The organism is Caballeronia sordidicola (assembly GCF_000729995.1).
Classification (GTDB): domain Bacteria; phylum Pseudomonadota; class Gammaproteobacteria; order Burkholderiales; family Burkholderiaceae; genus Caballeronia; species Caballeronia sordidicola_A.
In genome coordinates this window covers 107,914-121,735 of the sequence record NZ_JNFG01000004.1, presented here as the reverse complement: position 1 = coordinate 121,735, position 13,822 = coordinate 107,914, and the positions used below count along the sequence as shown (strand labels likewise).

The window sequence follows — 13,822 nt, the reverse complement described above, 5'->3', positions numbered from 1 at the left end:
AATCGTGCGAATCTGATCTCGTTAGTAAACACATCACGTGCCTACAACGCGTCTGCGCCGATAACAACAAATCCACGCAAGCAGAGACGAGAAACCCGATGGCCACAACCATTCGCGATGTCGCGCGCGCCGCCAGTGTGTCGATCGGCACGGTATCGCGGGCGCTTAAAAACCAGCCGGGCCTGTCGGAAACTACGCGTGAACGCGTCGTGGAAGCGGCGCGACAACTTGGCTACGACGCCGCCCAGCTTCGCACCCGAATCCGACGGGTAACATTCCTGCTTCATCGCCAGCACAACAATTTCGCGGTCAGCCCGTTCTTTTCTCACGTGCTGCACGGTTTCGAAGAAGCCTGCCGCGAGCGGCGGCTGGTGCCGTCAGTACTGACAGCCGGCCCGACGCATGATCTCGCCCAGCAGATGCGCCTCCACGCACCGGACGCCGTTGCTGTCGCGGGATTTATCGAGCCGGAGCTGCTTGCGCATCTGCGCTCCATGAACCGGCCGGTTGTGCTGATCGATTTGCGCGCGCCCGGTTTTCGCTCGGTCAACGTCGACAACGCGCGCGGCGCCGCGCTCGCCATGCAGCACCTGTTCGCGCTCGGGCGCAAACGGATTGCGTTCATTGGCGGATCGCTGGCGCACTACAGCATCTCCCAACGGGCAATGGGATACCGGTTGGCGTATTTCGAAGCGGGATTACTCTTTAACCCAACGCTTGAAGTCACTACGCAGCCTGCTATTGACTCCGATCTGGCAGCCGCGGACGCCATGGAACGCCTGATCGCCCAAGCGCGCGCGCAATCTGCTCCGCTGCCCGACGCCGTTTTCGCCTATAACGATGCTGCGGCCCTCGCTGCCATGCGCGTCTGTCTCGCGCACGGTTTGCGGGTCCCGGAAGACATCGCGTTTGTCGGTTTCGACGATATTCCTGCCGCAGCCCAAAGCACGCCGCCGCTCACCACGGTCACGGTCGACAAGGAAGCACTGGGACGGCGCGGCGTGGAATTGCTGCTTGAAACCGCTCAAAGCCACGACGACGTGAATACCACCGACACGCTCGTGCCCGTGCACCTGATTCCTCGCGCGAGCTCGGCCACAACACGGACACAGACAACGGCATGAACTCAACCGCTCTGCACGTGGCGGGTTCGGCAGAACCGAACTTTCGCAGCCGCGATTTCCTCCTCGATCACGTTCGCCACACACTTGCGTTCTACGCGCGAACCGCCCGCGACGACTCGGGCGGTTTTTTTCATTTTTTCAAGGACGACGGCACGGTCTACGACCGCACCACGCGTCACCTTGTCAGCAGCACACGCTTCGTCTTCAATCACGCAATGGCCTTCCGCCATTTCGGTGGCCAGCAGCATCAGGACAACGCCCGTCACGCATTCGCGTTCCTGCGCAACGCGCATTGGGACGCGGTGAACGAAGGCTACGACTGGGAAATCGAATGGCGCGACGGCGCGAAACGCACGCTCGACGGCACGCGGCATTGCTACGGCCACGCGTTCGTCCTGCTGGCTTGCGCGCATGCGGCGATGGCGGGTATTGATGAAGCCAAACCCTTGATCGATGAAACCTTCCAGCTGATGGACAAGCATTTCTGGGACGCGAGCGCCGGTCTGTACGCAGACGAAGCCACGCCCGATTGGCAGTTGTCGCCGTATCGAGGGCAGAACGCCAACATGCACGCGACTGAAGCGCTGCTGGCCGCGTACGAGGCAACCGGCCATGTGCTGTACCTGGATCGCGCGGAGAAAATTGCCGGCAACATCACGTTGCGCCAGGCGCGCTTGAGCAACGGCCTGGTCTGGGAGCATTACCACCCTGACTGGTCGATCGACTGGCATTACAACGAATCCGACAGTTCCAACATCTTCCGCCCGTGGGGTTTCCAGCCGGGCCATCAGACCGAATGGGCCAAGCTGCTGCTGATTCTGGAGCGGCATCGCGCGTTGCCATGGCTTGCGCCGCGCGCCATCGAACTATTCGACGCCGGCTTCAACCGCGCGTGGGACGACCAGCACGGCGGCCTGTATTACGGCTTCGGCCCCGACAACTCGATTTGCGACCACGACAAATACTTCTGGGTGCAGGCCGAGACCTTCGCAACCGCGGCATTGCTCGGCAAGCGCATTGGTTTGGAGCGATTCTGGGATTGCTACGACGAACTCTGGCGTTATAGCTGGGCACATTTCGTCGATCACGAATATGGCGCGTGGTTCCGCATCCTGACCTGCGACAACCGCAAGTACGGCGACGAAAAGAGCCCCGCCGGCAAGACCGATTACCACACGATGGGCGCGTGCTACGAAGTGCTGAACGCAATAGGCGCAGCGGACGCGCCCCAACAAAGCCGCGAGACAGCGAAAGAAGCAAGCTAAAGAGACAAGCTAAACGGTGAGCACGATGACTTCCAATTCAACCTTCCCTCAATTCGTCTCGGCCGGCGACATCCTCACCGACCTGATCCGTACAGGACCGTCAGACTGGCTGTCGCGACCGGGCGGCGCCGGCTGGAACGTCGCACGCGCCGTCGCGCGTCTCGGTTTGCCGACGGCAAGTGCCGGTTCGCTCGGCACCGACAATTTCTCCGATGAACTCTGGGACGCGAGCGTCGCGGCCGGCCTCGACATGCGCTTCATGCAGCGCGTCGAGCGACCGCCGCTGCTGGCAATTGTCCATAAGACGCAGCCGCCGACCTATTACTTCATGGGCGAAAACGGCGCCGATCTTGCGTTTGATCCCGCCCTCTTGCCGTCCGGCTGGATGGACTCGGTGAAATGGGCGCACTTCGGCTGCATCAGCCTCGTGCGCCAGCCGCTTGGCGACACGCTCGCCCGTCTCGCCGCGCAATTGCGCGAGCACGGTGTGAAGATCAGCTTCGACCCGAATTATCGAAACCTGATGGAGCATGGCTACGAGCCGACCTTGCGCAAGATGGCCGCACTTGCCGACCTGATCAAAGTCTCCGACGAAGACCTGCAAAAGCTTTTCCCATCGATCCCGAATGAAGCCGACGCCATCGCCGAAATCCGCGCGATGAATCCGCAAGCCTCCGTGCTAGTCACACGGGGATCGGCGGAAGCCACGCTGCATGTCGGCGATGAAAGCTGGCAAGCACGTCCGCCGAAAGTCGATGTCGCCGATACGGTCGGCGCCGGCGATGCTTCCATTGCCGGCTTGCTCTACAGCTTGATGGCACGCGCCGGAGGCTGGCCTGACCATCTGCGTTTTGCGCTCGCGGCGGGTGCGGCGGCGTGCCGGATGTCGGGGGCGCACTCGCCGTCGCTGGAAGAAGTCGAGGATTTGCTGGTCTGAAACCTGCGCCTGCGGGTCAATGAGAGACGGTCATACGCACGATAAATGCGCGTGCTAGCATCGTTTCAACCTTTGCCGGAGGCGCATCATGGAAGACACGATCTACACGAAAGGCATCTACACCGCCACGATCGGCGCTTACGCCGCAGATGGCGGCCAGTTTCGAGGCGCCGTGACGCTGGTGCGGGACGACGGCGAAGACGGCGAGGATTCCGAACCGAAACAGTACGACGTCGCGGCCACTTCGCTGTCCGAAGATGAGGCGCTGGAAGAAGCTCGCGCGCTCGCTCACCGGATCCTCGGCGAACTCGAACTGTGACTACAACGTCGGCGCGCAAAGCAAGCGCCGACGCCGTTGTCACCTCGCTTGAACGGGAGAACCACCATGTCTGAACAACTCTTCCTCTACGGCGTCTACTCCATCCACGTTCGACCCATCGAACTTCAAGGGACGCGGTGGGACGCCGAATACGAAATCCGTCACCACGAAAAAGCCGTGCAGTCGTGGAAAACCGTTGGCGGCGATAACGGCTTGTCGAGTCCCACTGACGCCATTGATGCTGCGCACGTGCAAGCCGTCGCCGACATTGAAGCCGGCGCAGGCATTCCCAAGCCGAAGACGTTCCCTTGATCCCAAGGGACTCAGGGTTTAACGACGCTAACTGTGCCCGTCTGCGGCTGCGAGGCGGCTGACGGCACCTTCTGCGCTTCCTGTTTATCAATCGATGCCGCGCGTTCGTGCCCCTCCCGCGACGTGGCGCGCGCAACATAATCCGACAACACACCTCCCGGCTCGATCAGCTTCGCCATATAGGCGATCTGCAGCGTGCTCGAGACGAGGATATCGGCGGCTGTAAAACGTTCGCCGAGCAGCCAAGGGCCATCTGCCAGCGTCGATTCAATCGCCTTTTCCACGCGGCCCAGATCGCCCCAGCCGAAACTCACGCTGTTGCCCGGTGCACCCGTCATTTTTTCGGCCATGGCCGGCTCAAGACAAGCGCCCGTGAAAAACATCCATTGGAGGAAACGGCCTCGCAGCGGATCATCAATCGGAACACCCAGCCCGGCTTGAGGGTATTTATCGGCGAGATAAAGCAGCACTGCGCCCGATTCCGCGACGCACACGCCGTCGTCATCCAGCGCGGGCAACTTCGACATTGGATTCACCGAGCAAAACGCTGGCTCATTCTGCTCGCCCGCCCGAATGTTCACGTAGGCGAACTCGTACGGCACGCGCAATTCTTCGAGCATCCATAACGCGCGAAACGCGCGCGTCTTCGGCCAGTAATAAAGCTTCATGGGTGGATTCCTCTTAGTGGCGCGGCATTGTCAGGGAGCGTCCAGATTACCCGCTCCTGAGCGTTTCGAGGCGCGGGTTAACCACACGTTAGCCATTCGGCAGGTGAATTTCCCTCACCCATCTCAATAAAGATCGATTTTGTTTCTGGTACGAGCGTTCGATCGCAAAGAACGCAAAAACCTTCCGGTTGTGTCGAGGAAGAATGGCGACATCCCCTCAATTCGCCAGATAAGAAGCCGGAGACTTTATTTATGAACGCGCGTGTGCCTTTTTCGGACAACCCTCCGCTAGCCAGCTACCAGCTCACCGATAACCTCAACGCCGAGCACGGCCGGATCTTCCTTACCGGGACGCAGGCATTGGTTCGGCTGGTGCTGATGCAACGCCAGCTCGATCGCGCCGGCGGGCTGAATACAGCGGGTTTTGTGAGCGGTTATCGTGGATCGCCGCTGGGTATGGTCGATCAGCAATTGTGGAAGGCGAAAAAACTCCTCGCGTCGCATGACGTGCGTTTTCTGCCCGCGATCAACGAGGAGCTCGGCGGCACGGCGGTGCTTGGCACGCAGCGGGTTGAGTCGGACCCCGAGCGGAGCGTGGAGGGCGTCTTTGCGATGTGGTACGGCAAGGGGCCGGGTGTGGATCGGGCCGGTGATGCGCTAAAGCACGGCAACGCGTTCGGATCGTCGCCGCACGGCGGCGTGCTGGTGGTGGCGGGCGACGATCACGGTTGCGTGTCGTCGTCCATGCCGCATCAGTCCGATCAGGCGATGATCGCCTGGCACATGCCGGTGGTGAACCCGTCGAACATCGCCGATATGCTCGAGTTCGGTCTCTACGGCTGGGCGTTGTCGCGTTTTTCGGGCGCCTGGGTGGGATACAAGGCGATATCGGAGACGGTGGAATCCGGGTCGACCGTGGACCTCGACGGGTTCCAGACCGTGTGGCCCGCGCCGGAGGGTTTCGTCGCGCCCGAAGGCGGTCTGCACAATCGCTGGCCCGACCTGCCGAGCTTGACGATTGAGGCGCGTCTTGCCGCGAAACTCGACGCCGTGCGGTATTTTTCTAAAACCCATTCCATCGATAAATGGATCGCGCCAAGTCGTCACGCGAACGTCGGTATCGTCACGTGCGGCAAGGCGCATCTCGACCTGATGGAGACGTTGCGCCGCCTGGATCTCACCGTCGATGACCTGGATGCCGCCGGTGTGCGTATCTATAAAGTGGGTCTATCGTTTCCGCTGGAAACCACGCGTCTCGATACCTTCGTGGAAGGTCTCTCTGAAGTCCTGGTGATCGAAGAAAAAGGCCCGGTGATCGAGCAGCAGATCAAGGACCATTTGTATAACCGGACACAAGGCTCGCGGCCGATCGTGGTCGGCAAGAACGCGCAAAACGGTGCAATGCTGCTGAGCGCGCTCGGTGAACTGCGCCCATCGCGCGTGTTGCCTGTGTTCGCGGACTGGCTCGCGCGGCACAAGCCTGCGCTGGATCGCCGCGATAAAGTCGTGGATCTCGTCGCGCCGCAAATCCTCTCGAACGCTGCCGATACCGTCAAACGCACGCCGTATTTTTGCTCGGGCTGTCCGCACAATACATCGACGAAAGTGCCTGAAGGATCGATCGCACAGGCTGGGATCGGCTGTCACTTCATGGCGTCGTGGATGGAGCGCGATACAACGGGCCTGATTCAAATGGGTGGCGAAGGTGTGGACTGGGCATCGCATTCCATGTTTACGAAAACGCCGCACGTCTTCCAGAATCTCGGCGATGGCACCTACTTTCACTCAGGAATCCTTGCTATTCGCCAGGCGGCTGCGGCAAAGACGAACATCACCTACAAGATCCTGTACAACGACGCCGTCGCGATGACCGGCGGCCAGCCCGTCGACGGCAGCATTTCCGTGCCGCAAATCGCGCGGCAGGTAGAAGCGGAAGGTATCGCGACGCTGGTAGTCGTCAGCGATGAACCCGAGAAATACGATGGTCATCACGATCAGTTTCCGAAGGGGACGACATACCATCATCGGCGCGAACTCGACGATGTCCAGCGGCGGTTGCGCGATATCAAGGGCGTGACCGTCCTCATCTACGATCAAACCTGCGCGGCGGAAAAACGCCGTCGCCGCAAAAAAGGCGAGTTTCCCGATCCGGACAAGCGCTTGTTCATTAACGAAGCCGTGTGCGAAGGCTGTGGCGATTGCGGCGTGCAGAGCAATTGTTTATCGGTGGAACCGGTGGAAACCGAACTCGGACGCAAGCGCCGCATCGACCAATCGTCGTGCAACAAGGACTACTCGTGCGTGAACGGTTTCTGCCCGAGCTTCGTCACGCTCGAAGGCGCGAAGCTTAAGAAAGCTGCGGGGAATGTATTTGATCCGGACGCGCTTGCTGCACGTGTCGATGCATTGCAGGAACCCAGGCTCGAACTCGATAACGCTCCGTACGACATTTTGATTACCGGCGTCGGCGGCACGGGCGTGGTGACGGTCGGTGCGCTGATCAGCATGGCCGCGCATCTGGAGGGCAAGAGCGCGTCCGTTCTCGACTTCATGGGCTTTGCGCAGAAAGGCGGCGCGGTGCTGTCGTTCGTGCGCTTCGCTTCCACCGATGCATTGCTGAACCAGGTTCGCATCGATACCCAACAAGCCGATGTATTGCTCGCCTGCGACATGGTCGTCGGTGCGAGCGCTGACGCGCTGCAAACGGTGCGGCATGGGCGTACGCGGATTGTCGTGAACACGCACGCAATTCCGAACGCGACGTTTGTACAGAACCCCGATGCGGACCTTCACGCCGGATCGCTGCTGGAAAAGATGCAGCACGCGGCGGGCGCAGAGCGCATGAACACGTGCGACGCGCAGGCTTTGGCGACGCGTTTTCTCGGCGATACCATCGGCGCGAATATTTTGATGCTGGGTTATGCGTGGCAGCTTGGATTGGTGCCCGTGTCGCATGCCGCGTTGATGCGCGCGATCGAGTTGAACAATGTCGCCGTGCCGATGAACAAGCTGGCGTTTGCTATCGGCCGACTGGCTGCAGCGGATATGGATGCGTTGGAATCGCTGCGCAAAGCCGCTGTTACGCCGCGGGTCGAGATGGCTGCGATGCCGTTGGACGTGTTGATCGCGGATCGTGAAGCACGGCTGCTGGCTTACGGCGGTTCGAGTTATGTGATGCGATATCGGGCCTTGGTTTCGACCGCTGCGGCATATCGTAACGATGCCGTGACGCGAGCGGTGGCGTCGACGTTTTATCGGCTGCTAGCGGTAAAGGACGAATACGAAGTCGCACGGCTCCACACCGATCCGGCATTCCGCGCTGCACTGGAAGCGCAGTTCGAAGGCACGGCGGGCCGGGATTTCGCGGTGAAATTTAATATGGCGCCGCCGGTTTTATCGAAGGCGAAAAACGGCGGTCAACCACGCAAGATGACGTTCGGGCAGTGGCTCTGGCCAGTGCTTGGGATGATGTCGAAAGTGCGCGGGTTGCGTGGCACGATCATCGATCCGTTCGGCAAATCGCTCGAACGAAAGATGGAACGTGAGCTTGCTGGAGACTATGAAATAACCATCCGACGCGCGCTTGAAGTGATGACGCCGGATAACGCTAGGGACATCGAAACGCTCGCGCTGCTGCACGAACGCATTCGCGGTTATGGACACGTGAAGCTGGCGAATCTGTCGATGGTAAAGCGGCGGGAGAGGGATCTGGGGGTGAAGCTGGGGATCGTTGCGGAGACAGGGCGATATGTAAAAGCGTCGCTCGATGAGGTGAAAGGCGCCGGGGCGTTGAGAGGCATTCCTGTCGTGGTGGCGAAATAACGACCGTAACCTGAGCAGTTGGATAACTGTTCAGCAGGCGATATCCCGCAGAAATAAAAAGGCCCGCGAGGAGCGAATTCGCGGGCCTTTTTCGTGATGTCCCGGAAATGGAAACGCCCCTACTCTTCCTCCTCCGCCATCCAGTCGATATCCCCACAAAGCACACACCGCTGCCCGCCCATTCTTGTCTCGACCGAAAGCGTCACACACGGCAACGCCTCGTTAATCGATAAATACGGCTTCGTCACATGCACCCTATCCGGGTCGCCCAGCGCCGCCCGGAAATACGGCCGCCGCAACCAGTTCGCGCCTTGGGCATCGATAAGCGGCAACAACCGCGCCTCATGCGCCGCGCGATCGGCCCTTAGCACGACGTTGCGCCCAGCCTGCCGGCCGTTGGCATCGAGGAGAAAACACCGCGCGGCGTTATCCAGCGCCAGGAAATTCCAGCACACTTCCTCGAGCGGTTCGCCCGCCGCCAGCCGCTCCGCCGCGCGCTCAAACGCTCGCATGTACGGCTGCAGCCGCGCCGCAACGCGCCGCTCCTTCGCCTCCGTCTGCAAGCGGAAACGCTCGGTCAATTCGCTCATCAACGTGTGTGCCTGCGGGGCATCGGCGAGACCAGGATTTGGCCGGCCGAAGAAAAAACCCTGCACGAAGTCCGCCCCGCTCGAGAGCGCCAACTGCGCCTCATGCTCGGTCTCCACGCCTTCGATTAGCACCAGCTTGCCCGCCTCGTGCAGCAGCGACACCACGCCGCACAGAATCGCTTCCATGTTGCGCCGATGCTTCAGGTGGCTCGTCCCATGCACGGAATGCGCCGAGTGCGCAGCATGCGACAACATCACGCGATCCAGCTTGACGATATCCGGATCGAGTTGCCAGATCCGTTCGATATTAGAGTGCCCCGCGCCGAAATCATCGAGCGCGATCAGGAAACCATGCTCGCGAAAATGCTGCACCGCGTCCGCGAGCGTTTCGATGTCGTCGGCGCGTTGCTCCAGCACCTCCAGCACCACGCGGCGCGGCTCGATCTGCAAGCGCTTGAGATTCGCCAGCAACGCGGCCATGTGATACGGCTCGGTCAACGCGGCCGGATGCACGTTGAGAAACAACCACTCGTTCTCCGTGCCGAGCACATTGAAATTCTCGAGATGCAGCGCCTGCGACAACCGGTCGACCTGCATCGCCTCGCCCACGCGCGCGGCCTGACCGAATACATCGAGCGGCGACACCGCGCGGTCCAGCGCGTCATGCGCACGCAGCAAACCTTCGTAGCCGACTGCCCGCATATGCGACAAGCTGAACACCGGCTGAAATGCGCTCGACAACGTCCACGCGCCGTGCTCGACCGAATACCGGTCGAAGCCCGACGTCACGCTCAGTTCAAATGTCCGCGGCGAGACCGGCTTCACCTTGTCAGGATTCGCTATAGCCATCGTGCCTTCCCGTTCCGGATGTCCGCATTCGACCTTGATTTCTGCGACCGGTCATAGTCGCGGTCATGGTCGATCAACGCAATCGATTGCGCTCGACGTCGCGCAACCGAAGCCCTCAATCCTGATTTCATACGATGCCCTCGTTATCTTCAAGCGGAATCTGCCCGTCCCGTGCCGCATCGATAAAGCAAGCTCCGTGCTCACGCAAGTCCCACTGTTTCCAGACCGACCGGCTGTATGTGCACCGCCGCGACACGCCGGGTTCACGGAGCAGCGTGCGAATGCACCAGTACGGTGCAACCTGCCTCGCCCCACTGTTTCCAAAAACACCGATTAAGGACGTCCACGCTAAACTTTGGACCTCCTTCGTTAAAAGGGAGCGTCGCTGCCGGCTTGCCGCGCCCCTGCCGGATCGCAAAAATCTATGGAAATCGTCTTCACCGTCTTGATCCTGATGCTGGCGGTCGCCCTGTCCGGATTCGTCACCAGTCTTTTGCCCAACGCGCTGCCTTTCACGTTGCCGCTGCCTCTTATCCAGATCGCGATCGGCGCGTGTCTCGCGTGGCCGGGATTTGGCCTGCACGTCACGTTCGATCCCGAGCTATTCATGATGCTCTTCATCCCGCCGCTTTTGTTCGCCGACGGATGGCGCATCCCCAAACGCGAATTTTTCATGCAGCGCCGCGCGATCCTGATGCTTGCGCTGGGCCTCGTATTCATGACCGTAGGCGCCCTCGGATGGTCCCTGCACTTCATGATCCCCACCATGCCGCTGCCGGTCGCATTCGCGCTCGCCGCGGTGTTATCGCCGACTGACGCCGTTGCGCTCAGCGGCATCGCCGGCAAGGGCCGCATTCCGGCGAACCTGATGCACATACTGGAAGGCGAGGCGTTGATGAACGATGCGTCCGGCCTGGTCGCGCTCAAATTCGCAATCGCGGCGGCGCTCACCGGCGTGTTTTCATTGCGCGACGCGGCGGTCAGTTTCGTTCTGATAGCGGTGGGCGGCCTGGCGATAGGCGCAGCAATCAGTTGGCTCGTGACATCCATTCCCGGGCGGCTCGTGAAGATGTCCGAAGACGATGATCCCGCCGCCGGCGTCGTTCTGACGCTGCTGATTCCGTTCGCGGCCTATCTCATTGCCGAGCGGTTCGGCTGCTCGGGGATTCTGGCGGCGGTGTCGGCAGGGATGATGATGAACTTCCAGAGCCTGCGCGAAGGCATCCCCACGGCAGCCCGAGTACGCATGACCAGCACGTGGACGATGATCGAATTCGTGTTCAACGGCATGGTGTTCATCCTGCTCGGGCTCCAGTTTCCGCACATTATCGGACGCGCGTTGATCGAAGCGCATCACGACGGGCTACAGCAGGTCGGCTTGCTGCTCGGTTATGTCGCCGCCGTCGTGATCGCGTTGTACGGCCTGCGTTTCGCGTGGGTCTGGGTGCTGCGCTGGGTCGCGAGCCGGGGCGCCGCGAAACACGGTGTGGCGAACGCGGTGCCGGGGGTGCGCACGGTCGCGATGACCACCATCGGCGGCGTGCGCGGCGCGGTCACGCTCGCGGGCGTCCTGTCCTTGCCCGAGGTGCTGCCGAATGGGTCGGACCTGCCCGGACGCGATCTCGCGGTTTTCATTGCATCGGCGACTATCCTGATGTCGCTGCTGATCGGCGTGGTCGGTTTGCCCTTGCTGCTGAACGGCCTGAAAAAACGCGGCGATCCACACGCGGCCGAAGAACGCATCGCGCGCCGGCATGCGGCGCAGGCCGCGATCCGCGCTATCGATACCGCCCAGGAAAATCTCAGCGAGCAGATGGACGAAGCCGCGTCGGCACGCTGCACGGATACGGCCGCGCGCGTGATGAGTTTGTACCGGCGGCGTCTTGAAGGGCTTGGCGAAGACGAGGAGCCGCGCCGGGCCGCCCGTCAAAGCGAGATGGTGGAGACGAAACTGAAAATGGCCGGGTTGAGGGCGGAGCGCTCGGAGTTGCTCAAGATGCGCACGCGGCAAGCGATCAACGATGAAACCTTGAACAAGCTGATGCGGGAAATCGATTTGTCGGAGACCGCGATTGTGAACCGGAAGAAAGGCAGTACCGCGTGAACCGTGTTTCCTGTTTGTCACTTCATGGCGATCCGCCATACCAGGGGCCGCGGCGTTCCGGGTTTGGACACAATGGGCGCGAACGAATCAACTACTGAATTTTTAAGAGTTTTCGTATTCGCTGCCGACGCCCAGCGTCGCATACTTCATCTCATGCGCAATCCATGACTGTGCATGATGTCGTTGTAACTCTCCGATCTTGTCCGCTCACAGCCTCCGGCTTTGAGCGGTTTTTTTTGGAGGTTTTTTCGGGATAACGAACGAGTTTAGGTTTGAACTCATGTCGTGCCGACTTGACGCTGCCGTCGCCCCCCTGCAAAGTGGGTTTAGGTTTTTTGGCAGAGCGTGTTCGCCGACTATTGGGCGTGGCCGATTCGTTGCATCGAGAAATGTCACGGGCGCAGGATCGCTTTGGGTGGTCCTGCTCGGAGGCCGCAAAACAAAGAAGCCCGCACGGGTTGCGCCGTGCGGGCTTCTTAACATCGAGTCAAAATACTGCGAAAATTAACCGTGGTGGAGGAGAGGAGGATCGAACTCCCGACCTTCGCATTGCGAACGCGACGCTCTCCCAGCTGAGCTACCCCCCCGACGCGTCTTGATTCTAGCACAGCCTCAAGACCGTCTGGCAAGGCCCCAAAGCCGTGCGCGGCGCATCTTATTTCGTCGGCGCACCCGCGAGAATCCAGCCAACAACGGTCTTGATATCCGCCCCGTCCATCGTTCGATGCGACGGCATGGGCAAGACACCCCACACGCCGCTGCCACCGTCCCTCACCTTGGTTTCAAGCCGCGCCTGCGCCTGCACATCACCTTTGTACTTCCCGGCGATCTGCTGGAACGACGGCCCAACCAGCTTGCGATCCACCGCGTGACATCCCATGCAGGCATTCTTCCCAGCGATGTTCATGGCATCGGTGGGAGAAAAAGCGGCGGGTGCGTCGGCTGCGAGCGCACCCTGGCCCGTCGCGGCCGTGATCGCCATTGCGAACACGGTCATGCAAAGCCACCGCTTCATTTCGCTGCGGGCGCAGGATTACCCGGATGCACATCGGAGTTCTTGACCGGCGCCTGCCCATCGAGCGGCTTCGAGCTGACCGACGAATCCGGTACCGCGCCGACGGTCGGATCGCTATCGATGGGAGTGACCACCGGTGTACTCGCGCCCGACGCAGCAGCGGCCGACAACGCCTGAGCATCTTCCGGCTTGATGTACTGGAATACCTTGACCACCTGTGCAACGCCCGGGACCTGCGCCGCCACATTCGCGCCGGCAGCACCTTCGTCGCGCGTGACCAGACCCATCAGATACACCGTGTCGCGCTCGCACACCACCTTGTAGAAGTTCGCCCGCATGTCCTTCTCGCCAACCATCGCACCCTTCACGCGGCTCTCGAGATAGGCGTCGTTACTCCGCGACGACAACGAACTCGCGCCCTGGATAGCCAGCTCATTCACAATGCTGTTCACATTGTTGATGCCGCGCACCACCTCTTCGGCCTTCTGCTTCCATTGAGCACTCGGCACTTCGCCGGTCAACAACACTCGCCGGTTGAACACGGTCACGCTGACATGCGCTTCGTCGGGCAGGCTTTCATTGATGCGCGACTTGGCCTTGACCTGGATCTCGCGGTCCTCGGTCTGCGCGCCGAGCGTGCGCCGGTCGGTCGCGACAAGCGTGCCGCCACCCACTGCACCACCTATAGCGCCAATAGCCACCAACGGGCACCCTTCCAGAGTCAGCACAACGCCTGACAACAGGCTCGCCAGCAGCGTGGCCCTGGCTAGCGCCGACCTGACGCGTGTCTTGTTCATCAACTCGTTCCCCTTAAGAA

At 61.0% G+C, this 13,822-nt stretch carries 11 protein-coding genes and 1 tRNA gene; 7 read left to right on the top strand and 5 right to left on the bottom strand.

Annotated features, from left to right (window positions below; genetic code table 11):
* Window positions 1-98 precede the first annotated feature (98 nt).
* The 5 genes from FH08_RS0103810 to FH08_RS0103790 all read left to right on the top strand — a co-directional run bounded on the left by FH08_RS0103810 (window position 99) and on the right by FH08_RS0103790 (window position 3,957).
* Window positions 99-1,124, top strand: coding sequence for a LacI family DNA-binding transcriptional regulator (locus FH08_RS0103810; RefSeq protein WP_031357043.1), 1,026 nt, complete (start codon window positions 99-101; stop codon window positions 1,122-1,124).
* The gene (locus tag FH08_RS0103805) at window positions 1,121-2,389 is read left to right on the top strand and encodes an AGE family epimerase/isomerase (protein ID WP_051887711.1); all 1,269 of its coding nucleotides are present in this window, start codon (window positions 1,121-1,123) and stop codon (window positions 2,387-2,389) included. The genes FH08_RS0103810 and FH08_RS0103805 overlap by 4 nt, the downstream gene beginning before the upstream one ends.
* Window positions 2,390-2,414: 25 nt before the next feature.
* The gene (locus FH08_RS0103800; RefSeq protein ID WP_031357041.1) at window positions 2,415-3,326 is read left to right on the top strand and encodes a carbohydrate kinase family protein; all 912 of its coding nucleotides are present in this window, start codon (window positions 2,415-2,417) and stop codon (window positions 3,324-3,326) included.
* An 88-nt stretch (window positions 3,327-3,414) separates the two neighbouring features.
* Entirely contained in the window at window positions 3,415-3,645 is a 231-nt protein-coding gene (locus FH08_RS0103795) for a hypothetical protein (protein ID WP_031357040.1), read from the top strand.
* Window positions 3,646-3,711: 66 nt separating this feature from the next.
* On the top strand, window positions 3,712-3,957 hold the full coding sequence (locus FH08_RS0103790) for a hypothetical protein (RefSeq protein WP_031357039.1): 246 nt from the start codon (window positions 3,712-3,714) through the stop codon (window positions 3,955-3,957).
* An 11-nt stretch (window positions 3,958-3,968) separates the two neighbouring features.
* Here FH08_RS0103790 and FH08_RS0103785 read toward each other — a convergent pair whose 3' ends face one another.
* Complete coding sequence (locus FH08_RS0103785; protein ID WP_035565236.1) at window positions 3,969-4,625, bottom strand: glutathione S-transferase family protein; 657 nt, start codon at window positions 4,623-4,625, stop codon at window positions 3,969-3,971.
* A 252-nt stretch (window positions 4,626-4,877) separates the two neighbouring features.
* Between FH08_RS0103785 and FH08_RS0103780 the strand changes: the two genes are divergently transcribed.
* Window positions 4,878-8,447 (top strand): indolepyruvate ferredoxin oxidoreductase family protein, encoded by a 3,570-nt coding sequence (locus tag FH08_RS0103780; RefSeq protein ID WP_031357037.1) that lies wholly within the window; start codon window positions 4,878-4,880, stop codon window positions 8,445-8,447.
* Between the two features lie 119 nt (window positions 8,448-8,566).
* Here the strand turns inward: FH08_RS0103780 and FH08_RS0103775 are convergent, their stop codons facing one another.
* The gene (locus FH08_RS0103775) at window positions 8,567-9,886 is read right to left on the bottom strand and encodes an EAL domain-containing protein (protein WP_031357036.1); all 1,320 of its coding nucleotides are present in this window, start codon (window positions 9,884-9,886) and stop codon (window positions 8,567-8,569) included.
* Window positions 9,887-10,310: 424 nt separating this feature from the next.
* On the opposite strand from FH08_RS0103775, the gene FH08_RS0103770 reads away from it, so the two are divergent.
* On the top strand, window positions 10,311-11,990 hold the full coding sequence (locus tag FH08_RS0103770; RefSeq protein ID WP_031357035.1) for a Na+/H+ antiporter: 1,680 nt from the start codon (window positions 10,311-10,313) through the stop codon (window positions 11,988-11,990).
* A gap of 511 nt (window positions 11,991-12,501) precedes the next feature.
* On the opposite strand, the gene FH08_RS0103765 is transcribed toward FH08_RS0103770, so the two are convergent.
* From FH08_RS0103765 to FH08_RS0103755, 3 genes are all read right to left on the bottom strand, one after another.
* Window positions 12,502-12,577, bottom strand: a tRNA-Ala gene (locus tag FH08_RS0103765).
* Between the two features lie 68 nt (window positions 12,578-12,645).
* On the bottom strand, window positions 12,646-12,987 hold the full coding sequence (locus FH08_RS0103760) for a c-type cytochrome (RefSeq protein WP_235210277.1): 342 nt from the start codon (window positions 12,985-12,987) through the stop codon (window positions 12,646-12,648).
* A gap of 14 nt (window positions 12,988-13,001) precedes the next feature.
* On the bottom strand, window positions 13,002-13,802 hold the full coding sequence (locus tag FH08_RS0103755; RefSeq protein ID WP_031357033.1) for a BON domain-containing protein: 801 nt from the start codon (window positions 13,800-13,802) through the stop codon (window positions 13,002-13,004).
* Between the last annotated feature and the right edge of the window lie 20 nt (window positions 13,803-13,822).